We start from the raw sequence: 24,024 nt of genomic DNA on the forward strand, positions 1-24,024 counted from the left end.
GCAAAAGCCAGCGACAATACTATTCCGAAGAAAGTATTCAATTACATCAGAATTTATACCCTAGTGAAATTCCGAACCCAGAGTTCTTTAATTTCCCCTCGCGAGTCGCCCCATCAGCGTGGGGTTGAAGATTGGCCAAACCCAATTGTGCGCCTAATTGCGCAGACAACTTATTGAACAACTCATAGCCCGCTAAAAAATTCAATCCATAATCAAAAGGCTTTCCATACAGGTATGAATTTACATCTCCGCCGTCCATTGCATTATTTTTGAAAATAACATCTCCTTTTTTGCCTACATTGATATCTCCGATAGTCGCATCATTGTCTGACTTCCAACTGCCGCCGGTTCCGTACCCGATATAAGGCCCCGCGCCAAGCAATAAGTTGCCGGTACCTACATGTGGCTTATAGAGCAGATTGACGGGCACTTCGATATAAGAGGCGTTAACTTTGAAATTTGTGGCGGACCCATAAAAGCCTCCAGTTTCCTGTTTGTATCCTTTACGGGAATATTGCGCCGCAGGCTGAATATAAAAGTCACCGGCGACAGGTACATCAACGGTAAGTCCCACGACCATGCCTGGTATCGATTGGGTGTTAATTTTATTACCGCTTTCGTCTTTCATCATTACATTGGAAAAGTTTACCCCGGCTTTTACACCAACTGTGGTCTGAGCGTTGGCTGTGTTTGCGGCGGCAATAAGGGTAGATAAGGATATCAACAGATGTAACTTTTTGATTTTCATACTATAGTTCTTTTTAAATGTTAACGGCATTCCTGATTATATCGATAATACGGTATTCAGTGTCCAATCGCTACAACCCGTACTTGTTATTTGTGCCTTGATTCTAATTAATCAGTAGCTTATACCCAATCCCCGGACTTGACAAAAATAACGGTGCTGTCCAAAGTGGTTGAGACGTTAGGCTATCTTCTCCACCGTCTTGCGATAGTTCTCGCCAACAGGAATACGTTCCTCACCGATCAGTAGACTGCTTTTATCAATTAGGTTGATTAATTCCCGGTTTACCAGGTATGAGCGGTGCACCCTTAGAAAGGCATTTGCGGGCAGCAGTTCCTCCAAGTATTTCATCGTCATATGGGTCAGATAATTGCCGGTTTTGGTACAAAGGAGAATATAATCTTTGACAGATTGAGCATACAGCAGCTGTGTGTGCGGAACTTTTATTAAGCGACCAGATATTTTAAAATAAGTGTAATTTTTTGTTTCCTCAACTTTAGGCGGGCGGATCTTCAGGATCTTTTGGATACATTTCTCAAACCGCTCATGTGTGATCGGTTTGAGCAGGTAGTCAATCGCATCAAGCTCAAATCCGTTAACCGCGTATTCGGCGAAAGCGGTAGTAAATACGACAGACGGAGGCTCTTTAAGCGAACTGATAAAATCCAGTCCACTGATGCCCGGCATTTTGATATCCAGGAATATTAGGTCTACCGGTTGATTGTGGAACATTTCAAAAGCGGCCATCGCGTTGCTGCACTTGCCGATCAATTCTAACGCTGGAAAACGATTGATGAGATGCTCCAGGATCTCCAGCGCCAGCGGTTCATCGTCAACGATCATACATCGGATCATGCGTTCGACAAAATTAAGCTGACTTCATAATTTCCCGGCGCTTCGTTCATCTCCAGTTGGTACTTGCCGTGATACAAGATATCCAGGCGTTTACGAATATTCTTGATCCCGAGGCCTGGGGCCTCTTTCTCTTTAACGGCTTCCGGTACACTGTTGCTGACTTGCAGCGTCAACTCTTGTTCGGTCTGACAGATTACGACACTGACAAAACCGCTCTCTATTTCTTCTTCCAGGCCGTGCTTAAAAGCATTTTCGATAAAAGGCAGCAGTAGCAACGGCTCAATACGGTAGTCCGGCCGGATACCCTGTACGTCAAATTGGATGTCGATACCTTTCTGATGGCGTATTTTCTCTACTTCGATATAATTCGATAAAAAAATGAGTTCCCTGGATAAGGGTACGGTTTGCTGATCAGCCTCATACAAAATATACCGCATCATTTCCCCCAGCCGGGCGACCATGGGCGCGGTTTGCGCGGATTGTTTGAGCGCCAACCCGTAAATATTATTGATCGTATTAAAAAAGAAATGCGGGTGAAGTTGGGCTTTGAGATAATTGAGCTCTGATACCAGCTGTTGCTCCTTTAAGGCCTTCATCTCACTGTCTTGGTTGAGTGAACGTACAAGGAAAGCCAACCCTGTCAACGGGAAGATAGTCGAGATCAGCGGATAGTTAAATGTGAAAAACATCCTTGGGTTAAGCAATTCCTTAAGTGCACGCTGGCGGAACTCCGGCGAGATAAAAAAAGTATGTATCAATACCCAATTGGTGATATACTTATTAAATAAATGATCAAGGATTACAAAAGCGAAGCTGCATAAAATGATACCCGGTAAGTTGCGCCGGAACACATAACCTTTTAAAAATCCCCAGTAATAAGCGGAATAAGCAATTAGTGCAAAGGACTCTGTAACCACGCGGTAACCAAAATCATTCTTGAAGTTGGCAATATTATGTTCTTCGTAAGCGCTGTATTCCAGGTCGCTGATCAGTGCGATCGCGAAAGAAAGGAAAAAGATAAAGCCTAACTCCATCCAGAAATATTTCCGGGTAATGTTAAACTGTCTTGGCTTCATGACGCAAAATAGAGATAATCTCCTTAGCAGGGAACAAGTGCGGTTTCTTTTTCGACCAAGCACCGTTTTTTTTCGACTAAGGCCTGTGATCTGCGACCAGTCGAAAATTTAGCAGGGCTGGTCTAATTTTTAAAAATGCCAAGAATTCAAGACGTAGTTTTGGAATAATAAATCATCCGACCAGCACTATGAAATATCTTTTTTTGCTTTTAGCCTTTTGCATCTTTTCTGCTTTTGCATTCCTGCCACCTGCTCCAGGTTACCGGATCAATGGAACCGTTACCGGATTGCCGGACAGTACCTGGCTCTATCTTCGTACCGCAAAACCTGACAAAGATATCGATTCCTGTAGAGTGCTGGGTGGTCAGTTCAGTATGAGCGGGCATATCAATGAAAAAGCGGTGCCGGTTTACCTGCATACAGCTAAATACACCAATTATGTACATTTCTGGTTGGAAAATACCACCATCAGCATGACACTAAAGGCCGGGGAATTCAAAAAAGGGCAGATCACTGGTTCAGCGACTGAAGACGAAGACAGGCGGCTTGACCAACTACGTAAACCTTCGGGCGATGCGGCGGACAGCATAGGCCGTATCCTGGCTAAAACAAAAGACACCATAACCAGGAGAACCCTGATCGCCAGGATCAATTCTTTTGAAGTTCAGAGTAAACAGGTCGAAAAAGACTGGGTAAAAAACTATCCTGGATCGTTGATTTCAGCCTACTTGCTTAATTTATATTCCACTACCTGGGGCAAGGAAGCGACCGGCTCGCTATACCAGCAGCTTTCACCGGAAATGAAGGCAACACTTGATGGCCAGGAGATCAGGAACTACCTGGCATTGGTTAAGAACCTTAAAGTGGGCGACCATTTTGCAGATTTTGAACAGCAGAACACACTGGGAAAGCCTGTCAAACTCTCGCAGATCAAAGCCAAATACATCCTGCTTGATTTCTGGGCTTCCTGGTGTGGGCCTTGCCGCGAGGAAAACCCCCAATTGGCACAGACCTACGCCCGGTTTAAAACGAAGGGATTTGCGGTACTGGGGGTTTCTTTAGACGAAAATAAAAATCAGTGGCTGCAGGCGGTAAAGAAAGACCAGTTGGTATGGGAAAATGTTAGCGACCTAAATGGTGATCGCAACAAGGTTGCATTGATGTACGGCATTCATGCCATCCCCAGTAATTTCCTGATCGATGGAAACGGAACTATCATAGACAAAGACCTGAGGGGAAAGGAACTGGAAGATAAACTGGCGGAATTAATACCATAAAATATGGCGAATGGTTTTATAGATAAAGCTACCAACCGAAAGTCTATAAAATCTGTAATATCTCCCGTTCTGCTTTTGTAGACTCTTAATTACCAATAGTTATCGTACGATGTAAATAGTATAGCTTTATTTTGGTATGTGGTAATAAATCGTACCAAACTTTAGTAAAGCTTATGTAAGCTCCTCATTTAACCCCACCACCTTTGCTGTCATAAATCATCAAATTATGACAGCAGTACATAACCACATCGACAGCAAAACATCCATCCGTCGTGATCAATTGATCACCGTAGGCGATCTGAAAACCTTCAAGACCGACTTACTCACTGAAATAGCAGGTATTGTAAAACATACCGGCGGACAAACCCCTAAACGCTGGCTCAAAGCGGCAGAAGTCCGCAAATTACTTGGCCTTTCCCCAAACACCCTAAAGAACCTTCGAAATAACGGTACGCTGCCCTACACACAACTTGGGGGCGTATTTTATTTCGATTATAACGACCTGCAAAAAGTATTTGAAGAACTCAAGACTTTACCGCATGGCCACAAATAAACCGCAGGGTTTTGGGTGGGGTATCCCGCCCTTACCGATCCACGTTCAAATTTACTTCGACCAGCAAGGTATGACCGAACAGGAAGCCGCCGACTTCATTAAACACTACGAAGCCAACAACTGGACTTACGCTGGCGGACAGCCCATTCGCGACTGGAAGGAAGAAGCCAATAAATGGATATGGGAAATCCTATCCGCCCAGAACTGGCGGCGGATCAAGCCAACAGATTTTAACAAGATATAGCACCCGAAAAGGGCTACCTGAATGAGGGAATTTATAAGATTTATCAAAATTTCTTATAAAAATTACACGCCTCACCGCGTGAGCGAGGAGTATTTTTGTCCACAAAAATTCCTCGCCCTCCCTTCCGAAGTCAGTCCGGTTAAAACCAACAGATCAGTATCATGCCGAGGAAGAAAGCAGCCGAACAGGAATAACTTTTTATCGTGCCGGTAAGGACACGTGTCACCAAAGCTACCGCAGAGCGGCTGGAAAAATTACGCACGTTCAGCGATTGTCGTTCCATCGGCGAACTGGCCAGGCGCATTCTTTCAAGCGGAACCATCACGATATTTCAAAAGGATGCCAGCATGGATGGGCCGATGGAACAACTCGTACTAATCCGTAAAGAACTTAAAGCCATTGGCGTCAATATGAACCAGGTCACAAAAAGTTATCATCAAAGCCGGGATGAAAACACCAGAGCTTTTTACGCGCTCAAACTGGCGGCGCAATACCAGGAAGCAGCCAACCGCATACCCCTGCTTTTATCACTCATTTCACAACTCTCGAAAAAATGGTTGGCAAAATAAGTATCGGTAAAAGCCTGATCGGTGTGCTCAATTATAATGAGAACAAGGTTAAGGAAGGCCATGCCATTTGCATGGATGCAGTCGGTTATGGCAGGGAAGCCAGCGAACTATCTTTTTATGAGAAGCTGAACAGGATGCAGCGCCTAACAGCTTTAAATCCCAAAGCGAAAACTAACGCTTTACATATCTCCCTGAATTTTGATCCGTCAGAAAAGCCAAGCGATGATTTATTAAGAACAATTGCCGCCAGCTACATGGAAAAAATAGGTTTTGGCGAACAGCCCTATTTGGTTTACCGGCACACTGATGCCGGACATGATCACATCCATATTATGACCACCAATATTCAAAGCGACGGTAGCCGCATCGACCTGCATAACATAGGCATGAACCGTTCCGGTCCCGCCACGCGGGAATTGGAAATAGAATTTGGCTTGGTCAAAGCGGATGCACAAAAGTTATCAGCTCCATATATTTTAAAGCCTTTAATAAAGATTGATTACGGCAAAACGGAAACCAAGCGGGCGGTCAGTAATACCGTGAATGCCGTCATTAAAAATTATGCTTTCACCAGTTTGCCTGAATATAACGCAGTGTTAAAGCAGTATAACGTTGTGGCAGACGCCGGGGAAAAAGGCTCACGGATGCAGGAAAACAAAGGACTGCTTTATTATATCACCGACGAAAAGGGAAATAAAAAAAGTGTCGGCATCAAAGCCAGCAGTATTTATGGCAAGCCAACCATTCCCGAACTTGAAAAACAATTTGTAAAGAATGAGGAAAGCCGGAGAGGATACCAAAAGGCAGTTAAGGATAAAATTGACCGGGTGTTGGCGAACCCAGCTATTACCACCAAAGGAGAGCTGATCAAAGCATTGTCCCGGCAACAGGTATATGCACTTTTACGGACGAATGAACAAGGCAGACTGTATGGCGCGACCTTCGTTGACAACGAATACAAGGTGGTGTTTAATGGCAGCAACTTAGGCAAAACTTATAGTGCTAATGCCTTAAACGAACGTTTAAAGGGAGAAGAAATCCTAAAACAGACTGCGCTAAGAAGGTCGCCTAAACAACGTCACAGCTTCCCTATAATTGTAACTCAAAGAATGTTCTACATTCCTCGAAAGAATGAACGAAGATCAGATGATTGCGTTCGTATCCACCTCGTTGAAAAATTTTCACCAGCCGCTCCTCATTCTCCAGGCTATCGTTTATCAGTATCTTCATTTTAATTTGGCTTAACGTTAATCTTCCTCGTTCTCTGTTTTACCCTTCATATATACCCTTAATCTTTTCACCAATTCATAGACGCGCGTATGCGGACAAGCTTCTGCCGGCGGCACACCCTCATGCATTCGTTCCAATTCTTCTGCCCATAATATAGCCTGATCCTCATTGCCAGTTCTGGCGATTTTCTCAATTACCTTCGGTGTGTTTTTAGCGTACTTGAATTTCAGCTGTTTGGTCAGAATTTTGATGTAATCATCACGATGGAGAGCGTTTTGAAGAAATTGAAAATGCAATACGTACCAAAGTTCGAAAGACTGGTTAGAATGACCACTCTCGATGCCGGAGTTAGCTGCTAGTTGTATTGCACCATTGTAGCGTTCTGCCGGAAAATCATCTTTGTCGAAAACGGCCCACACCTCATCATAATTGGGTAATTGGTGATTCGCAATTCTTTCGTCCCGCAATTCTATCGCTTTGTTGACCACATTAATCGTATTGTCGCCCTCGCCATGTACTTCAATCGTCCGCAGTAGGTTTTTGGGCAATTGCGTGCTTAGATATTCAAAGTATATTGGCTCCGTACGTTCGCCCTCACTAACAATAAGAAAATATTTTCTCTCCTGCTTTACTTCAACCTCGGTAGGCTGAACTTTGGTTTCTTCCAGTTGCTTTACAAAATCTTTAAAGCTAAATCCGCTGTTTTTATTCTTCGCCATCAGCTAAGACTGTTTCAAGATTTTCAATAAAAGGTATAGCACCATACTTTCCTTCAAGATAGTTTTTGTCATACGGTGCTTCCTTCCGTGCTTTATAACCTACCAGAGTTTGCACTTTAGTAGCTCCAAACTGGTCTTTTTCTACGAAATAAATTTGATCGCGTCTTAAAAGGTCTTTGTCTAATAACGCAGTGTCATGACTTACCGCAAATAATTGAGCCTCAGTTTTTATCTTGTTGGAGTTAAATAACTGGATAATTGCTCTCGTCAGTAAAGTATGGAGTCTTGCATCCAATTCATCGATTACTACAAGTCTGCCATTCAGAACGGCGTCCGTTAATACGCCGGACAGGTTGTAAAATTTTCGCGTTCCTTCTGACTCCACTCCAGCCATACTGAAAGGTTGCTGCTCAACAATTTTACCATGATCATCATAAACATTGTGTGTTGCAAATACCGGTTTCATGTCGCGCTCCATCCGTTCTTTAAATTCTTCCCTGAGTTCCGGAGGAATCTTGTCCAGTATTTCCTCCTTAAGTTCAGATATGTCAAGAGCGTCTATGCCATTAATTCCAAGATCAGCTTTTTGAATTAATTCATTAATTAATTTAGCATAATTTGATTCTTTTAGCATGCTGGTAGTCAGATTTTTATAATCGTCATCCATCATGCCGTGTACCGTATAAATACTATCAAACCAACTAACAATCTGTTCTCCTAAGCGGGTATTCCATTGAGCGGCAACCGAAAGAAAAAGTGCATTCTTACGCGTTCTTTTATCTAATCCTATTCCGTCTGGAAACTTAGCTTCATTGATCTCAAATTTCTGGTCAATTCTTAAGAATAAAGGGTTTGAGGTGGTTGCTTTTACCTCCAATAACCATTCTTTTTGGATCGATTTGGCATCGGCTTCAAATCCATAGCGGTATTTTGTTTTGTTGATCAAAAACTCTGCCTCGAAATAACTTGGCTGTTTTCTCGTACGGGTATTAAGTAAAAAGGGTTCGGTGTCGATTGGCTGTTTACTCTGTTTGTCCGTTGCTGAATTAATAATTGACCATCTGAAAAACACAAATGCATCCATGATTTTGGATTTGCCACTGGCATTGGAACCATAGAGTAACACCGTCTTGAGCAATTCTTCCTTATTTTTTGCATAAATATTGGTGTCCTGATGTTCGCCAATGGCAGCAGCGCTAAAGTTGATGAGGATGGGGTCTTTTATAGACTTATAGTTGCCTACTTTAAAATAAACTAACATGATGTGTAGATTTTATTCAAATATAAAGAATTAAAAACGATATTTATAGTAAAATGTTGTCATATTTGCGTACTTTATGCAAATGAGGCTATATTTATTGAACGGCTTGAAAATTAGGTTTTAACGATACGTAGTTTGTTAATTCTGATCATTCCGGGATTTATGTTTAAATAGGTTCGAAACCACAACATTATTGCAACAAGCCAGTTTTGTAATTTGAATATGCAATTTGAAACGACACCTCTACCGGAAAAAATGTATAAGTACACTAAGGTAGACCAGAATTTTTATGATCTGTTGATTAATCCCAAGCTGTGGTTTTCAAACCCGAAAGACTTCAATGACCCTTTCGATAATAATATCAGGTTACAGGAAGACCTCAATGAAAAGGAACTGCGGCTTTTGGCGCAAGGCAAAGATTTTATAGAAAAAAGCAAGTTCGATGAAGAAACCCTGGTTGCTTATTTTAAAAAGAATCCTCATAAATTAAACGACATTTATGAACCGTTAAAACAATTGATCAGCAACGTTGGGATTTGTTGTTTCTCTGAGAACTATGATAATCTATTATTGTGGGCGCATTACGCAAATTGCCACAAAGGTGTCTCTTTAGAGTTTGATGTCAAGACCATGCAGGAATGGTTTAAAGAGATCAAACGGGTGAATTATCAGGAATCAATGCCTGATATTAATATTTTGGAAGTCTACAAAGAGGAAATTTTATCCTCGCTGCCTTTTTATAAATCCAACCACTGGAGCTATGAGCGGGAGATCAGGATTTGGATAAAGAATTCCGGTCTCATCTCTTTTCCAATGCACGCAATCACTGGCATTGCTTTCGGACTAAAAATGACGGAAGACCAGATAACGGCGATATGCCGGTTAATGGTTAGGCTTGGTTATACGAATGTGAATTATGTGCAGGCCGAACTACATCCGACAGACTACAAATTAAATTTTATTGATGTAAATATTATCGATGCGCCATAAATTATTGCAATAACCTTATCTAAATCTTACCCTAATGCCGATAGAAAAAATACCCACCGTTGCCACTAAAAGTTTGGATGAAAGCTTTGATGAGCATATTAGAGATGACTTTAATGAAAGAATCTTATTTTCCGCGCCCTTTGGTGCCGGTAAATCAACTTTCCTAAAAAACTATTTTGATTGCCATGGCGATTTTGTCGTGCTGAAATTATTTCCTGTAAATTACTCAATTGCGCAGAACCAGGATGTTTTTGAGTTAATTAAATATGACTTACTATATGAGTTATTGAGTAAATACCCTGATGATGTTCAGCTTGAGCAGGAGCAATATTCGTGGTTACTGATCAGTCAGATGTTTTTATTGCATCGGATGAAAATAGACCTGCCTCTCAAGCTCATGCTAAAAGCTGCGGGCGCTGTTACGGGCACACCGATTCCGGAAAAAGAAACTATTGACGGGATTACAACTGCGATTGGGGAATTTTCCGATTTTAAAGGTAAAATGAACACTACCGAATGGGATCAGCTAAACAAGTATATCCAGTCGTTTAAGAATAAAACCGGCCATGTTCATGAGTCCGATGATATTACTGAACTTATCATTAATATGCTTGAACGGGTGAAAACCGCAAAAATTGGTGATGACAGCGAAAAAAAGGTTACCACCGTTTTGCTGATCGACGATTTGGACAGGTTAGATCCTGAACACGTATTCAGGCTCTTCAATGTTTTCTCAGCACACTACGACGATGTTACAGAAACCAATAAATTCGGCTTCGATAAGATTGTTTTTGTCTGCGATATAAATAATGTCCAGCAGATGTTTAGCCACCGCTATGGAATTAGCGTTGAGTTCAATGGCTATATCGATAAGTTTTATTCTTCGGAAATATTTAAATTCGACATCACGCAGTATTTAAAGGAATCACTGAAACCGCTTATTATGTCAAGGTACCAACTGCGCCGATTTTTCCCGGACGAGAATAGCCTGGATAATTCGTTTGTTGAAAAATATCGCTTAGATAAACATGACGGTTTTTATGGTCTGGTGGCCTATGTGATGAATAGGTTGATTGATTTACATCAGGTCCGTATCCGAAATTTTCAACGTTTTAAATTCTTTGCCATCCCCAGCACCAGGGCCGACGCATTAGGAATTTGTTTTAGCGATTAATTGTAATGAAAGAAGAAATTTATGGTTCCACCCGGCCATTTTTCTTTTTGCTTTCAGGCTGGCCTTACTGGTTTTGTCGGCTTTTAGGATATTTAGGGCTATCTTTCTGACTACGGCAAGGTTTTGGGCGGTCTGTTTGTTCCGTGTGGTATTGTAATCTTCGCCAAATCCGACATCCAACTGCCAGTGCAATTGGTTCTCAATGCCCCAATGTGCGCGGATGGCTTGGTTAAAATAGGCAGCATCAGCACGGAGGCTGGAGATATAGTAGCGGTCTTGTATGGAGTGGCTGTCACCTATTATCCTTTCCGAGGTTATTTTGATGATGGTCTTTATTCCCTTCCAATTTTCCTTTTCGTCAACCCAGTTAAGTTCATGAATGACTTTGCAGTCTCTGATCTCCGCCCGCCCGTGGCCCTTATCCAGGTGCTGGCTGTAACTGTCTTCTTTAAAGTTGAACTGATTGATTACCTGTTCATAAAGTGTTTCCTGGTTCTGTTTCAAAGCAAGGATATAATCGCCCTGGCTTTCGACAATCTGTTCAGCAATCGCTTTCTGTGTACCCATTGCGTCGATGCTTACTACCGCCCCTTTGATGTTCAATAGCGATAACAATGCTGGGATCGCCGTAATCTCATTGCTCTTGTCATCCACTTTTTGTTGCCCCAGTACCAACTGGTTACGACCCGACCAGGCGCTTACCAAATGCAAGGCCCCCAACCCCTGGTGTTTGCAGGCGCTGTTACAGATGCTCTTTCCATCGATAGCGATCAACTCCTTTTCGCCAGACAGGCCCGACTCCTCAAGACCCCGGCTAAGTTCCGCTGTCCAGGCACGAAAACACTGTTCAAAAAGCGCCGAATCGATCAGCATAAAAACCCGGTTGATCGTGTCATGACTGGGTATGCCGTTTTCAAGAGGCAGCAACTGCTTTAAAAAATCTTCTTTCTCCTTCCCGAATTCTTCCATCTCGTACCAGCTTTCTGCACCACATAGAACGGCCAATACCGACAAAATGATAACTTCCAGTAAATTGTGTTTCTTATTATTACCTGTACGAGGATCAGGTATCCATCTAAAATGATTGTGAAGTGAAGTCGTCATATGCTTTTACAAAGAAAAAACGCTAACCCGACTCTAATCCTCCCGAAACCACAAAAGTTATACCTACGTTTCCAACACTTTGTTCATAACCATATCAACTTTTAACTATTCTTATGCGTCAGCCCTGTCCCCAGCACCACTTTTTCTGACCGTAATTGGTATGCCGTTTTCTACCCGTTATTAGTTTTAGTAAACAACTTAGAACGCTTTTTCGCCAGGCCGTCGGATTTGGAAAAGGCGTTTGAAATGCTGTATCGGCAGTATCCGGGTGACTATCGGGCTATAACCGATGTCAAACGAGGGAGGGGTGATTATGATGATATGGCGGACGTTTTGATCCGTTATGCTTTGCCCTTCATTTTAAGTCCAAAACAAATTTTTGAGGGTGATCATGAGCGAGATAAACAGTATACCTTTCCGTTCAAAAATGAACATGATCAGGATGTGTTTATTGTTTATACGGTTGGGGAGGATTTCCATCGGAACTATACCTGGGTGAACTATACACGATGCACCTTGTCCGGCGAGTTAACAGAAGATAAAAACGATAACCCTGCAGTAGTAAAGCCAAACCCGTTTTGGCTTTTATACCATGCTTACAAAAACATTAAGGCTAATAAATATATCTGATTACTAATATCTACTCTTTACTGCATCCATGTATAAATTCATTATTCTCGATACTAATATTTACCGCCAGTTAGGCACTCATTTTTATGACCACATCGATTATAAAAGTCTAAAGGATTACTCCTATGCTTCAGGGTCAGAATTGGTAGTGCCATTAACGGTTCTGAATGAATATTTGGATTTCTATCAAAATGAAGTCCTGGGGAAGGCTATTAACGAGATACAGCGTGGATATGATAAACTCAAAAAGCTGGATAAGTTCACAAAGATAAAAACACCCGAGCTTAAAAAACGTGCCGACACTCAGCTGAGTTTCATTCGACGAAAGCTCTTAGAAACCAATAAACTATCAAGAAAGAACGATCTTTTAAATGAAGCAGATTTATTGGATTTTTTGATAGAGAATAAGCAGGAGGGGAAAAAAGATAATACCAGGGATTATTTGATTTGGCTTAATGCCATATCTTTTGCAGTAGTTCACGAAGACTATCATGTGATGTTGATTTCTGACGATAAGATCTTTACAGAAAATGAACATTTTCAGCACCTGAAACAAAAATACAAGGTCAAGAATATCAGCATCTATAAAAACATTCCGGCCTATCTTAGTGAATACGGATTTAACTCACCGCTTTTAACAGGTGAATTAATATTGGAGCATATACCAGTCGAAGTAATAAAGCAAGAATTACTCGATGATAAAAATTCTATTCCAAGCCACATCAGCCGGTTTTATTATGATACCATCCGGGAATTCAAACTTGAAAAATTCGCTATTGAAGGAATAAGAATTGAATCCTTTTACGCACATAAGGAGACCAAATCCGACGATGTTGACATTATCGCTCATATCCAAGTTAAAGTAAATATGGTATTTGAACCTGAGCATGATATGGAAGCTTTAAGAAACTATCTTGAACGCAGTAGATTGGAAAACCTATTTGATTTAGACACGTTCGACCAACAGGGCAGGCCGATATTTGACGATGAGATTCTATTTTTATTTACGCTCAGCTATTCCGATAAAGACAACAAAATAACATCCGCGGATTTTATTGACTTTTTTCCAGACGATTACAAGTCAAAAAGAATAGCTAAGATGATTACATAATTTAATTGTTCGGATTGCCTGATTTTGCGTATATTTGAGTATAACGTTCTTAACTATTTATCAGCAATCAAAACGACTGAAAATGTCGCAAATTTAGGCCATGTCTTATTCGTGGTCTGTATAGTGTTGACAATACATAACTGATTGATAATCAATTGATATAGAGGGTAGGTTTAAATCCTGCCATCCCGACAAAAAGCGATACCAATCGAAGTCGAAAACCCGCAAATCACACTGATTTGCGGGTTTTTTGTTTTAATTCCTACCAAAAACTACCAATCAATATCAAAGAAGATGTGAGCAATTGCGTGAGTAAATTAAGTGTTTTACATTTATTTGATTGCTTTTGATGAGTTTTAACACCTGTTTTTGTGAGTAAAATTCATCACCTGCGTCAATGATTATCAAGTAAAATTAAAATGAATTGATATGAGGAGCAGTAACACATTTGGTATTCAGTTTGTAATCAGGCTGTCCAAACAACAAAAGAACGACCCCGCAACCGTATTTGCCCGTATTTCTGTAAATGGCAATAAATACGACAAACAACACCTTCGGCGTTGCTTTTTACCTTAAAAAGCAAAAGACCACCCAAGCGGGAAAATTACCGATTTATGCCCGCATGACAGTAAACGGCAAGCGTATCGAAATTTCTGTTAAACGTTCTATTGAGGAACATAACTGGAACGCTACTAAAGGAATGGCAAAGGGAAGCCGGGAAGGAACCGTTAAAGTGAATAAGTACCTTGACCAATTTAAGGCCGGAATTATTGACAGCTACCAACAGCTTTTATTGCAGAAAAAATTTATCACCGCAGAACTCTTAAAAGAAAAGGTTACCGGGAGCGATCAGGCCGAGTTTACAATCTGTAAATTGATGGAGTATCATAATTCAGATCAAGGGCAGTTATTGGAGCCAGGCACGATGAAAAACTATTATACTACGCAGAAGTATATTAAAGAGTTCATCAAAGAGCGCTTTAAAACCAGCGATAAATACCTATCAGAATTAAGCTATAAGTTTATTACGGACTTCGAGTACTACCTGCGCAACAGAACGCCGGAGAAAGGCCAAAAACGCCTAAATAACAATGGCCTGATGAAACACATTGAAAGGTTTTGCAAGATGATTAATCTTGCTGTAAGGCTGGAATGGATAGACCGCGACCCCTTTCACGCTTACCAGTTGAAGTTTGATAAGGTTGAACGGGAATACTTAACTAAAGACGAACTGGCAGGGATTGAAGCCAAGAAATTCAACATTGTACGGTTACAGGTAGTGCTATCACCACAAATTTTCTTTTTCAGTTTATGAAATATTTAACAAAGCTAAATTAATCTTCCTTTTACATCTTGAGAGCCGGTATCTCTGTCGCGCTTGTCCTTGACAGACTGTTTGCCAAAATTGTAACTAAGCGCCAATGCAATGCTTCGCGTATCATTATAATAACTATCCTTAACATGTAAAGCACCAAGCGTATAGTCGAACCGATCTTTGTTACTCTTAAACCAATCCTGAGCGGAAAGGGAGATTCCAAAAGGGCCGGTTGTCTTTCTCAGCCGTATTTCGGTCTCCAGCCGGTTACCAATGCGCGTGTTAACGATAGTACCAGGAAAAGAGTTGTTCAATATTAATGTGCTGGTTAATCCTGCTTTTTTGGAGATAGTAAATGTTTGATTAGTAGACAGCGTTAGCGCAACCGTTTGATTGTTAATTGCAATATTGTTAGCGTAAGTTCCTTTAGTCAGCACGTAATTAACCAAGGCAGTTCCCGAAAAGCGCCACCATGGTTTAAACTGATTATTGTAGCTGGCCGTTAACGAATGGCTGTAACGGTTACCATAGTTGGTTTTTTGATTGATGATCGTATCGCCCAAGTTATAAGGAAGCGAGTAAATTTCACCTATTATTTGGGTGCCGGCCAATTGAAAGGTAAGTGTGCCCCATTGCTCATTCAGGCTGTGACTTAGTTCCTCACGATAATATTTCACCGGTTTCAGCAATGGATTGCCTGCAAAATAAGCTTTGTCTGTGGTATAGGTACGGAAAGGGTTTAAGTCCCAATAGCCAGGCCGGGTAATTCGGCTGGTGACAGCAAGCACATACGCGCCTTCGGTTTTTGTAGCCAGTTTTAAAAAGGCCGTGGGGAAAAGATTTGTATAGTTGCGGGAAACCACCTCGTTATTTTCAAGCCAACCTTTGGCAATCGTATTTTCCAGCCTTAAGCCAACCTGGTATGACCATACCGTATTCAGTTTATAATTAAAGTTGCCATAAAGCGCGTTAATGTTTTCCTGATACAAGAACTGGTTACTCTGATGGGCATCAGCTATCCAAATAGCGCCATTTGCTAAGTTTTCAAATAAGAAAGTATTATTAATTTTGGAAAAGGAGGCCTTGCCGCCGAAACTGAGCGTACCTTTTTTATCGCGCAGCGGCCAATCTATATCAGCTTTAATTGATTGATTATTGATGTGCTGCGGTGATGTAGTTCTAAAAATATCCAGATCATTGATAGTGCCGCCTGTGAACGGGTTTAATTCGGTATTTGTACTATTAGAGGTATTACCTGAGCGGTAAGCTAAAGCGTCGTAATCTACACTTAATATTTTGCCTGTAGCATCCAATTTGCCCTGATAGTTCATGTTGAGCGCATAGGTTTGTGAGTTAATCTGATCTTGGTTTACGGTTTGGGTTAATGAATCTGTTACTGGGTAAAAGTCCCGGGTCAAGGCATTTCGGGTTTCCTTATGGATGTTGCCGGAAAAATCTAATAGCATACCTATTACATGGTTCGCAGAAAGCTGATAGTCTGTACCAAAACTGGCGCCCGGGTAAAGTTCGGTGTACCGGTTTACAGAGCTTATGTTTCGTTCCATAACTGCACCAGCAAAACTTTCAGGATATAGAATATCACGGTTTGTTAAAGGCTTACGGCTGCGATTACCCATATATACTGTGGAATATAAATTCCACTTTCCTGAACGTTCATTAAGATAAAGGCTGCCGGCCTCAGAATTAACTGCTGTTTGACGGGTACTCAAAGATGCACTACCGATCAACCCTTCTTCCTTATTCTTTTTGGTAACGATATTGATGATGCCTGCCCCCCCTTCGGCTTCGTAACGGCTTGGAGGAGTTGTGATCACTTCGATGGCTTCCAGGTTATCGGAAGGTAAACCACTTAGGTAAGATTTTAAAGCACTACCGGATAATACCTTCTTTTTATTGTTAATGTAAACTACTGCCCCGCTATTCCCACTAATTGCGATAGCGCCGTCTTCAGTAGCTTGCACCAACGGTGTTTTTTCGAGTATATCCCACACATTATTGCCCTGAACTAAATCTGTTTGACCGACATTAAACCGGAAGCGGTCTATTTGCCTTTCAAAAACGGGTTTCTGTGCCTTTATAACAACTTCCGATAGCAGCTGAGAGGATCTTCTTAGCTGCACGTTAATTGTGGTGTCTGCGTTAACAGCAACCTTCACCGTAGTATCCTTATAAGCGATAAATTTATAATTCAAAGCATAAATGCCCTCAACTACTTTCTTAAACTGGTAATTGCCGTTGCTATCCGAAATAGCGAGGCTAACCTTATTGTTATTTTGTAATAAGCTAACAGTAACAAATTGCAGGGGCTTTTGAGTATCATTAGTGATTTTACCATTTATGCTGACCTGAGCAAAAGTGAGTTGTAAAATTAGAACAAAAATGACGGTGAAGGTTAGTTTGATCATATGTGGTCTAAAATAATTAAATTGTCCTAAATTCTTCTCAACTTACTGCACTATCAGCAAAGTGAATAATTATACTTTAATTAATCTTCATATTAACGCGAGACAGCTGACTTTATTTTAATGAAATAACTCTTCTAATTTCGCTTCAAGATCTTTTCCACGTAGGTTTCTGGCTATGATAATTCCGCTTTTATCGATCAGGAAATTACTGGGGATGGCACCAATGCTGTACATCAGTGCAACTTGATTCTTATCACCGCGTAGGTCGCTAACATTTTCCCATACTAACTGATCCTTCTTTACGGCCTAGTAGAGGCTATTAATGACAAACCTCATCATGTATTCGTCCAGATTAAGCGGCATGAAATACAGGTAGCATACGATTGCGGTATGCCTGATAATATGCTTTGTCAGCATGCCTACTATGGCATGTTCGACTTGATGCATCATAATGACATGGAACTGGAAGATTATTATTGGCCGGGATTAGAGCAGAAACATAATAAAGAACTGAAATGTTTATATGTCGATGCCGAAGGTCACCATGTAAATATTTACCCCAGACCAGCATATGGCAATATTTTTAAAATAGGTTGGGGCTTTTCGCTGGATCACTACCATCAGTTCGACACCACCATGTTAAATGAGAGAAATAAAAACGCCACTAACAAACTGGTAGTCGGTTACAACGTCCAAATAATTGCGGCAAAACAACCATTATCGAAGCACTCGCGCTCCTATTGGGGAGGGACAAGTTGGTAAGGTCGCTTACGGAGCACGATTTTTATGCAAGCAATCCAAAGCCAACAGACAGAATTTACATCATTGCGTCGGAATTGATTGATTATAATTTCAGATCCAAATTACAACCGGTCCCGGATATCCAGCAAACGGATCAAAAACTAATCGGATTTATATTACAATAAGTGTGGATACAGGATATGTTCTGTAACTGTAATAGTGGAGCAAACCAATACGGAAACCACCGCAACATCGTAGTTTTTCAAAATATACTCCCTGACGGTACGCAGGGATTGGGTCATGTGGCTGTTAACTGTGGCTACAGAAATGCCTAACTCTTTGCTGGCCTCCTCATAGCTTTTTCCTTCCAGTTTGCAGCAAGTGAAAACCAGTTTACGTTGTGGGGACAGTTGGTCAATGGCTTTCAGCAATAACTGCATACTTTCTTTTGATTCCAGCAACTCATCCGAGTGCATATAAAAGTCGGTTGCATGGATAAGCAGGCGCGCGGTAAGCCGTTTGTCTTTGGCAATTTTCCGGAAATAATCAAATACCAGATTATTGGCCACTGTATATAAATAAGCCTGGAAAGATTGCTTGGGATTAATTTCTTCTCTTTTGTGCCAAACTTTTAAAAAAAGATCCTGAATGAGTTCGTCCGCAATCATTTCATCTTTGATCATCGAAAATACCTTTCGGTACAGGGGCTTGAAATAGGCTTTATAAATAGTATTGAAAGCCCGTTCCTCACCCTGCCGGAGTTGTTCCAGCAATACAGGCAGTTCCGAGTCATCAATGAGTTTCATTACCAATCGTTAAGGATAGCTAATTTAAGAAATTATTAACTCAATTCACGATAAACGCATATTCAATTTACAGACACGACTTTATAACTACCCAGGCTGTTTTTTATTGCACTGATTTTCAGTTCATTATAAATTATTAACATTTTAGTAATGTTAGGTTCATTGTTAAATCCGTCTGCTCCGTATTCCCTCTATATACGATTAACATCCATGGAATCTCAAGAAACACTTTTTATACGGTTCATCAGGAATGAATGCACCCGGGAAGAAATCGAGGCATTATTAGCACAATTTAACAGTGGCGATAATGAATCGGTATTGCGGGAAATAATTCTGGAACAATTAAAGAATGAAGAAGATATACCGGGCCTGCAACTACCTGACTTGTCGGAAAAGGAAGAATTGATTTATGCGGCTTTATTACCGCATTTAAAAGAAAAGCGTCTGGTTCGCTTGTGGCCTCGAATTGCGGCGGCCGCTTCAATTATAATTGCGTTATCATTTGGGGGATATTTTTTAACACATAAAAAACAACCTCAACCTACACTGAACCTTGCTAAAAATGACGTTGCCCCTGGTGGCAACAAAGCCATTCTTACTTTATCTAATGGTAAGCAAATTAGCCTAACCGATGCTGGCAAGGGTAAATTGGCGCAGCAAAATAATACAACAATTAATAAGACAGCCGATGGCCAAATAGTTTATAACCAAACCGCTTCGCCATCAACAAAACAGGTGCAAATAGCTTACAATACCATAACCACCCCGCGCGGAGGGAAATATAACCTGGTGCTGGCTGATGGGACCATAGCGACTTTAGACGCTGCGTCTTCAATCAAATATCCGGTGGCTTTTACCGGCAGTGAACGTAAAGTGGAAATCACCGGCCAGGTTTATTTTGAAGTGGTTCATAATGCTTCCAAACCTTTCCGTGTAGTAGTAAAAGGTGAAACTATTGAAGATTTAGGTACGCATTTTAATATTAATGCTTATGATGATGAACCAGCCATAGTAACAACTCTTGTCGAAGGTAGTATCAAAGTGAATAAAGACGGCCAAAGTGTCTTGTTGAAGCCTGGACAAGAAGCTTTAGCGACTCATTCTCTTCATAAAATATTGGTGCGCAAGGCGAATATTCAACAGGCCATTGCCTGGAAAGATGGATTGTTCCGTTTTGATCAAACCGAGTTAAAAACCTTGATGCGGCAGGTTTCCCGCTGGTACAATCTTAACGTGGTTTACCAGGGCAGTGTAGTCAATGATGAATTTGACGGACAAATTCCACGGGATGTTAAGCTATCTCAATTGTTGAAAATATTAGCATCGAACCAAGTACATTTCGAGATTGAAAATAATGGAACGACTAAAACATTAATCATAAAACCTTAATGAGAAAAAGGCAATTAACAAAAGTATTCACCCCTAATTGAATTTATAACCCATGGAAAAATAAATACAAAAAACTCGGATAGGATGCCTCAAAAAAAGAGCCGGAAGCGCTTGTAACACTCCCGGCAGATGTTTGGGCAACCTTAGATAAAATCAGTTCTACAGAAATTATTACGTAAACCCTAACCGTACAAAAGTATGCAATTAAACTTATGTGCAAAAGTTGCAGGTATAAAGCGATTTTTTGCACCACAAATAATTAAGGTAATGAAGCTAACGGTATTTATAATAACCCTTGCTTGCCTTCAGGTATCTGCCAAAGTGTATTCGCAGATAAACCTGTCTGAAAAAAACGCCCCGCTTTCCAAAGTCATATCAACTATTCAGCAGCAAAGCGGCTATTCTTTTTTCTACAAACACAAATTGATAGAGAATATCAATGTTTCCGCCGAACTCCACAACGTCACTTTGCAACAAGCGCTGGACAATATATTGACTGGTCAATCTTTAACTTATGAAGTGATCGATAAAACGGTTGTTATTAAGCAGAAAGAGAAATCGTTGATCGATAAAGTAACTGATGTTTTGGCCGTCCCATTTACGATCTCCGGCAAAGTAACCGATACAACCGGAACACCTTTGCCGGGAGCAACCATATTGGCAAAGGGTTCAAATAAAGTTGCTGTTAGTAATAATAATGGCGAATTTAGTATTGATGTACAAGTTGGCGACGTTTTAATTATATCTTATGTTGGATATAAACCGGTTACTGTCACCGTTCCGCCAAATTCTCCTGCTAACATACCTTATTTTAATATCATCCTTCACTCTTCTTCAAGCAAATTACAGGAAGTGGTGGTTTCAACAGGTTATCAAAATATCAGCAAAGAGCGCGCCTCGGGGGCATTCGGCAAACCCGATATGCAAACCTTTAGCGAACGCACTGGCTCCAATGATATTGTCAGTAGGCTTGACGGGCTAGTTCCAGGCCTTACCGTTTTGAATGGGCCAACCCACGTAACCGTTAACCCTAATGGCAATGGTGCTTCACAACAGCAAAGCGTTATCCGTGGCAGGAGCAGTATCAGCCTGGTCGCAAATCCATTGTATGTAATTGATGGTATACAGGTAACAGATTTTAGCGCCATCAACCCGGATGATGTAGCGGATATCACCGTATTAAAAGACGCTGCCGCAACCGCCATATGGGGAGCCAAAGCGGCCAATGGTGTTATCGTAGTCGTAACTAAGAAAGGCGGCAATCATAAAGTCAAGGTCAATTACAGCGGATATTTTAATTACCAGGGTAAACCGAATTTCGATTATGTTTACCGTCATGAATTATCCAGCAGCCAGTATATCCAGGCCGCCAAAGAAATATTCGATCCGGTAACTTATCCGTATGCCACATTATCTACACAATTCGTTGCACCGCACGAAACCATTTTGTACAACCTAGGCCTAATTTCGGTGGCAAAAGCCAGTGCAAGCCTTGATAGTTTGTCAAACATCGATAATAAAAGCCAGGTTGAAAATTTATGGTTCCGCAATGCCTATACTATGCAGCACACTGTTTCAGCTTCGGGAGGTAATAATAATTATGACTTTTACAGCTCTATCTCTTATACCGATAATAACAGCAATACCATCGGCTCCAAGAATAATGCGTACCGCATATTCCTGAGTCAGAATATAACACCCAATAGCTGGATAAAAATTGGCTTAACCACATCTTTAAATAATACTATAACCAGCAGTGCTCGGCCAATCAGCATCGGTGCTGCTTTTTTGCCATACCAGATATTCCAGGATGGAAGCGGCAACAATATCCTGTTGAATTACGTACAGGGCCTCACTGCCGCAACACGCGCAGACTACCAGGCCCGAAGCCGTACCAATCTGGATTATTCTCCACTTGACGAGATGAATAGCGGGTATACAAAAACGAATAACCTGACCATCAATACAACGGCCGACGTTGCTGTAAAACTTTGGAAAGGTTTAAGTTTTGAAGGTACTTATGGTTATTCAAAAGCTCCGGGTGGGGGAACGTCTTACGATGACATTAGCGAATATTCGCAACGCAGAGAGTTATTGAATTTTACAGTAGCCCCGACGACCGCATCTGTTCCTGTATATAACTTACCCAATACCGGCGGAAGATATCAAACAATCGCTAACGATCAGCGCAACTGGACGGTGAGAAACCAATTACTCTATACCACCGACCCACGAAATGGCAAAGACCATTTGAATATTCAGATCGGGCAGGAAGCCCAGGAGCAGCTGGCCACATCAAACACATCCACAGTGCGCGGTTATAATACCATGCTCAATACCTATTCCGCACTCAATTATGCCACATTAAGTACTGTAACAGGCGCAATCGGTTCTGGTTTCAGCCAATTTACCGAATTGCCTTTCACTTATACGCAAACACTAACCCGGTTTACCTCTTACTTTGGTTTACTGAGTTATGAATTTAACCATAAATATATCTTCAATGGCAGCATCCGGGCCGATCACAGCAATCTTTTTGGCGATGATGTATCCGGGCAAAAGAAGCCGGCCTATAGTGTAGGCGGTAAATGGCAGGTGTACCAGGAAAGTTTCATGAAAAATGTAGACTGGGTAAAAGGGCTTGCATTAAGGGCAACTTACGGCGTAACCGGAAACTCACCATTCGTCGGTTCCGGATCCCTGGTTGATATTTTAGCGGTTGTACAGAATACAACAACCGGGAACGGCTTGGTCGTAGGCACATACGCAAACAATAAGCTGTCTTGGGAAACTACACATACGTTCAACATTGGTGTAGATTATAGCGTTCTTAACCACCGTTTAAATGGTAGCATTGATCTATATCAAAAAAATACGACCGACCTGTTAGGCCCTATTCAACTTGACCCCCTGAGCGGAACAGCCACCACGACAGGTAATTTAGGTAATTTGCGTAATCGCGGGATAGAATTGAGCCTGCAATCGCTTAATCTAAAATTTAAAAATTTCAGCTGGTCAACGAATTTCGTTTTTAGCTATAACAATAATAAGCTATTGAGCTATACCAATCCAACGGCAATTCAGCTGACGGATTCTTTCCAACTTTCAACAGCATACGCGGTAGGTTACAGCACCCCGTCTTTATTTGCCTATAAATTTGCCGGCTTAGACAACCTGGGGGATCCGCAGATCCAACTGGCCAATGGTACCATTACCAAGAAGCCGGGAGCGGCTAAGGCTAACGATATGGTTTATATGGGAAGTACATTACCGGTTTATAATGGCGGTTTAACTAATACTTTCCGCTATAAACAGTTTTCATTAACCGGCAATTTGGCCTATAGTTTTGGTGCGGTCATGAGAAGTGATGTGAATACCTTTTATACAGGTCGTTTAACGGGTACAGCCGGAGCCTTTAGTGGGAATATCAGTTCTGATTTCGCGAATCGCTGGAAAGTTCCGGGCGATGAAGCAACAACAAACATTCCTTCCTATGTAGCAAACCAGGGGACAAGTAATACCCGGAGGAATGTACTGTACTATGAAGATGCCGATATCAATGTTGTGAGTGCTTCTTATGTGAAGTTAAGAGACATTACCCTGGGATACAATTTATCTCCGGCAATTCTGCAAATGCTCAGGATATCATCATTCAGAGTATTTGTTCAGGCCGGAAATTTTATGGTTTGGAAGGCTAATAGAAATGATATTGACCCGGAATATAACATTGGTAACGGCATTTCGAGGCCTTTACCAGCTTATGGACATACCTATAGCGCTGGTATCAGTGCCTCATTTTAATGACTTTA

At 41.3% G+C, this 24,024-nt stretch carries 21 protein-coding genes; 13 read left to right on the forward strand and 8 right to left on the reverse strand.

What is annotated here, in order from left to right; all coding sequences use genetic code 11:
• Window positions 1-46: 46 nt before the first annotated feature.
• The 3 genes from BDD43_RS15125 to BDD43_RS15135 all read right to left on the reverse strand — a co-directional run bounded on the left by BDD43_RS15125 (window position 47) and on the right by BDD43_RS15135 (window position 2,676).
• Window positions 47-748: a porin family protein gene (locus BDD43_RS15125; RefSeq protein WP_121198457.1), complete on the reverse strand. Its 702-nt coding sequence runs from the start codon at window positions 746-748 to the stop codon at window positions 47-49.
• Between the two features lie 177 nt (window positions 749-925).
• Window positions 926-1,600, reverse strand: coding sequence for a LytR/AlgR family response regulator transcription factor (locus tag BDD43_RS15130; RefSeq protein ID WP_121198458.1), 675 nt, complete (start codon window positions 1,598-1,600; stop codon window positions 926-928).
• Complete coding sequence (locus BDD43_RS15135; protein ID WP_121198459.1) at window positions 1,597-2,676, reverse strand: sensor histidine kinase; 1,080 nt, start codon at window positions 2,674-2,676, stop codon at window positions 1,597-1,599. The genes BDD43_RS15130 and BDD43_RS15135 overlap by 4 nt, the downstream gene beginning before the upstream one ends.
• A 188-nt stretch (window positions 2,677-2,864) precedes the next feature.
• On the opposite strand from BDD43_RS15135, the gene BDD43_RS15140 reads away from it, so the two are divergent.
• The 5 genes from BDD43_RS15140 to BDD43_RS15160 all read left to right on the forward strand — a co-directional run bounded on the left by BDD43_RS15140 (window position 2,865) and on the right by BDD43_RS15160 (window position 6,554).
• On the forward strand, window positions 2,865-3,953 hold the full coding sequence (locus BDD43_RS15140; RefSeq protein ID WP_121198460.1) for a TlpA disulfide reductase family protein: 1,089 nt from the start codon (window positions 2,865-2,867) through the stop codon (window positions 3,951-3,953).
• A 226-nt stretch (window positions 3,954-4,179) separates the two neighbouring features.
• Complete coding sequence (locus tag BDD43_RS15145; protein WP_121198461.1) at window positions 4,180-4,506, forward strand: helix-turn-helix domain-containing protein; 327 nt, start codon at window positions 4,180-4,182, stop codon at window positions 4,504-4,506.
• Window positions 4,493-4,750: a hypothetical protein gene (locus BDD43_RS15150; protein ID WP_121198462.1), complete on the forward strand. Its 258-nt coding sequence runs from the start codon at window positions 4,493-4,495 to the stop codon at window positions 4,748-4,750. Before BDD43_RS15145 ends, BDD43_RS15150 begins: the two co-directional genes overlap by 14 nt.
• A gap of 203 nt (window positions 4,751-4,953) precedes the next feature.
• Window positions 4,954-5,319 carry a mobilization protein gene (locus BDD43_RS15155; RefSeq protein WP_246001592.1) on the forward strand — a complete coding sequence of 122 codons (366 nt, stop codon included), beginning with the start codon at window positions 4,954-4,956 and terminating at the stop codon, window positions 5,317-5,319.
• Window positions 5,304-6,554, forward strand: coding sequence for a relaxase/mobilization nuclease domain-containing protein (locus BDD43_RS15160; RefSeq protein WP_121198463.1), 1,251 nt, complete (start codon window positions 5,304-5,306; stop codon window positions 6,552-6,554). Before BDD43_RS15155 ends, BDD43_RS15160 begins: the two co-directional genes overlap by 16 nt.
• Window positions 6,555-6,566: 12 nt before the next feature.
• Here BDD43_RS15160 and BDD43_RS15165 read toward each other — a convergent pair whose 3' ends face one another.
• Both BDD43_RS15165 and BDD43_RS15170 read right to left on the reverse strand, forming a co-directional pair.
• The gene (locus BDD43_RS15165; RefSeq protein ID WP_121198464.1) at window positions 6,567-7,268 is read right to left on the reverse strand and encodes an RloB family protein; all 702 of its coding nucleotides are present in this window, start codon (window positions 7,266-7,268) and stop codon (window positions 6,567-6,569) included.
• Complete coding sequence (locus BDD43_RS15170; protein WP_121198465.1) at window positions 7,255-8,529, reverse strand: AAA family ATPase; 1,275 nt, start codon at window positions 8,527-8,529, stop codon at window positions 7,255-7,257. Before BDD43_RS15170 ends, BDD43_RS15165 begins: the two co-directional genes overlap by 14 nt.
• A 222-nt stretch (window positions 8,530-8,751) precedes the next feature.
• Here BDD43_RS15170 and BDD43_RS15175 point away from each other — a divergent pair, with 222 nt between their 5' ends.
• On the forward strand, window positions 8,752-9,519 hold the full coding sequence (locus tag BDD43_RS15175) for a DUF2971 domain-containing protein (RefSeq protein WP_121198466.1): 768 nt from the start codon (window positions 8,752-8,754) through the stop codon (window positions 9,517-9,519).
• 34 nt (window positions 9,520-9,553) lie between these two features.
• Window positions 9,554-10,693, forward strand: a complete 1,140-nt coding sequence (locus tag BDD43_RS15180) for a P-loop NTPase fold protein (RefSeq protein WP_121198467.1) — start codon at window positions 9,554-9,556, stop codon at window positions 10,691-10,693.
• Here the strand turns inward: BDD43_RS15180 and BDD43_RS15185 are convergent.
• A complete protein-coding gene (locus BDD43_RS15185; protein ID WP_121196770.1) occupies window positions 10,670-11,797 on the reverse strand; it encodes an ISAs1 family transposase in 1,128 nt (375 codons plus the stop codon). The two genes, BDD43_RS15180 and BDD43_RS15185, sit on opposite strands and share 24 nt — an antisense overlap.
• Window positions 11,798-12,043: 246 nt before the next feature.
• Between BDD43_RS15185 and BDD43_RS15190 the strand changes: the two genes are divergently transcribed.
• From BDD43_RS15190 to BDD43_RS15200, 3 genes are all read left to right on the forward strand, one after another.
• Window positions 12,044-12,427, forward strand: coding sequence for a hypothetical protein (locus BDD43_RS15190; RefSeq protein ID WP_162847077.1), 384 nt, complete (start codon window positions 12,044-12,046; stop codon window positions 12,425-12,427).
• 28 nt (window positions 12,428-12,455) lie between these two features.
• Entirely contained in the window at window positions 12,456-13,538 is a 1,083-nt protein-coding gene (locus BDD43_RS15195) for a PIN domain-containing protein (protein WP_121198469.1), read from the forward strand.
• A 526-nt stretch (window positions 13,539-14,064) separates the two neighbouring features.
• Entirely contained in the window at window positions 14,065-14,853 is a 789-nt protein-coding gene (locus BDD43_RS15200; protein WP_246001594.1) for a phage integrase SAM-like domain and Arm DNA-binding domain-containing protein, read from the forward strand.
• A 14-nt stretch (window positions 14,854-14,867) separates the two neighbouring features.
• On the opposite strand, the gene BDD43_RS15205 is transcribed toward BDD43_RS15200, so the two are convergent.
• Window positions 14,868-17,279, reverse strand: a complete 2,412-nt coding sequence (locus tag BDD43_RS15205) for an outer membrane beta-barrel protein (RefSeq protein WP_121198470.1) — start codon at window positions 17,277-17,279, stop codon at window positions 14,868-14,870.
• 429 nt (window positions 17,280-17,708) lie between these two features.
• On the opposite strand from BDD43_RS15205, the gene BDD43_RS15210 reads away from it, so the two are divergent.
• Complete coding sequence (locus tag BDD43_RS15210) at window positions 17,709-18,041, forward strand: hypothetical protein (protein ID WP_147425649.1); 333 nt, start codon at window positions 17,709-17,711, stop codon at window positions 18,039-18,041.
• 155 nt (window positions 18,042-18,196) lie between these two features.
• Here the strand turns inward: BDD43_RS15210 and BDD43_RS15220 are convergent, their stop codons facing one another.
• Window positions 18,197-18,826, reverse strand: a complete 630-nt coding sequence (locus BDD43_RS15220; RefSeq protein ID WP_121198473.1) for an RNA polymerase sigma factor — start codon at window positions 18,824-18,826, stop codon at window positions 18,197-18,199.
• A gap of 210 nt (window positions 18,827-19,036) precedes the next feature.
• Here BDD43_RS15220 and BDD43_RS15225 point away from each other — a divergent pair, with 210 nt between their 5' ends.
• Both BDD43_RS15225 and BDD43_RS15230 read left to right on the forward strand, forming a co-directional pair.
• The gene (locus BDD43_RS15225; protein WP_121198474.1) at window positions 19,037-20,215 is read left to right on the forward strand and encodes a FecR family protein; all 1,179 of its coding nucleotides are present in this window, start codon (window positions 19,037-19,039) and stop codon (window positions 20,213-20,215) included.
• 198 nt (window positions 20,216-20,413) lie between these two features.
• Entirely contained in the window at window positions 20,414-24,016 is a 3,603-nt protein-coding gene (locus BDD43_RS15230; RefSeq protein WP_121198475.1) for a SusC/RagA family TonB-linked outer membrane protein, read from the forward strand.
• Window positions 24,017-24,024: the final 8 nt, after the last annotated feature.

The sequence above is a fragment of the Mucilaginibacter gracilis genome (assembly GCF_003633615.1).
Lineage (GTDB): Bacteria > Bacteroidota > Bacteroidia > Sphingobacteriales > Sphingobacteriaceae > Mucilaginibacter > Mucilaginibacter gracilis.